Origin of the sequence: Streptomyces sp. NPDC051364 (assembly GCF_040682115.1) — a bacterium.
GTDB lineage: Bacteria > Actinomycetota > Actinomycetes > Streptomycetales > Streptomycetaceae > Streptomyces.
In genome coordinates, this window is sequence record NZ_JBFBAH010000092.1 from 1 (window position 1) to 1,305 (window position 1,305).

The 1,305-nt window shown below is 69.7% G+C and carries 1 protein-coding gene; it reads left to right on the top strand.

The genetic code is table 11. From position 1 onward, the window contains the following. Positions 1-186 precede the first annotated feature (186 nt). On the top strand, positions 187-1,305 hold a 1,119-nt coding region (locus AB0M76_RS43470; protein WP_365958297.1), incomplete at its 3' end, for a transglycosylase family protein.

Genomic DNA, 1,305 nt, shown 5'->3' on the forward strand with positions numbered 1-1,305 from the left:
GGCTCCGGCACCAGCTTCGGCGCCAACCTCCCCCTCTCCGCCGGCTGGCAGAACTACCTCAGCCAGCCCGGCCAGGGCTCCCTCTCCTTCGAGTAACCGACCCGGTGCTCCGGGGGGACCGCACCGTCCCCCCGGAGCACCGGCCTGCCCGCCCTGTCCAACCTGCCGCCTGATGGGAAGAACCCTGTGTCAATATCGCCCCGCGTCCGCAAGGCCGTACTCGCCCTGGCCACCGCCCCCCTGGCGCTCCTCGGCTCCGGCACCGCGCAGGCCGCGTCCGTCACCACCTGGGACAAGGTCGCCAGCTGCGAGAGCGGCGGCAACTGGTCCATCAACACTGGCAACGGCTTCTACGGCGGACTGCAGTTCACCTCCGGCACATGGAACTCCTATGGCGGAACGGGCTACGCCGCCCGCGCAGACCTGGCCACCAAGCAGCAACAGATCCTCATCGCCGAAAAGGTGCTCGCCTCCCAGGGCCAAGGCGCCTGGCCCACCTGTGGCCCCCAAGCCGGCCTCGGCAACGACCACGCCGACCCGTACCCTCCCGCCTCCACCCGCGCGGACATCACCGGTGACGGCAAGGCCGATCTGATGGTGCTGAGCACGGACGGCACGATCGGGCTCCGTCCGGGATCCGGGACGAGCTTCGGTGCGAGCACCACGGTCAGTGCCGGCTGGCAGAACTTCCTCGGCGGGGCCGGTCAGGGCCGGCTGTACTACGCCGACATCAACGGAGACGGCAGGAAGGACCTGCTCGTCCACGGCACCGACGGCGCGATCGGCGTCCACTTCAACAACGGATCCGGTACCAGCTTCGGCGCGAACGTACCGATCTCCTCCGGCTGGCAGAACTACCTCGGTCAGGCCGGCCAGGGCCGTCTGTCCTTCCCCGACATCAACGGAGACGGCAAGGCCGACCTCGTCATCCAGGGCACCGACGGGACGATCGCCACCCACCTCGGCTCCGGCACCAGCTTCGGCGCCAACCTGCCGCTGTCGTCGGGGTGGCAGAACTACCTCAGCCAGGCCGGCCAAGGCCGCCTCTCCTTCCCCGACATCAACGGAGACGGCAAAGCCGACCTCGTCATCCAGGGCACCGACGGCACGATCGCCACCCACCTCGGCTCCGGCACCAGCTTCGGCGCCAACCTCCCCCTCTCCGCCGGCTGGCAGAACTACCTCAGCCAGCCCGGCCAAGGCCGCCTGACCTTCCCCGACATCAACGGAGACGGCAAGGCCGACCTCGTCATCCAGGGCACCGACGGCACGATCGCCACCCACCTCGGCTCCGGCACCAGCTTC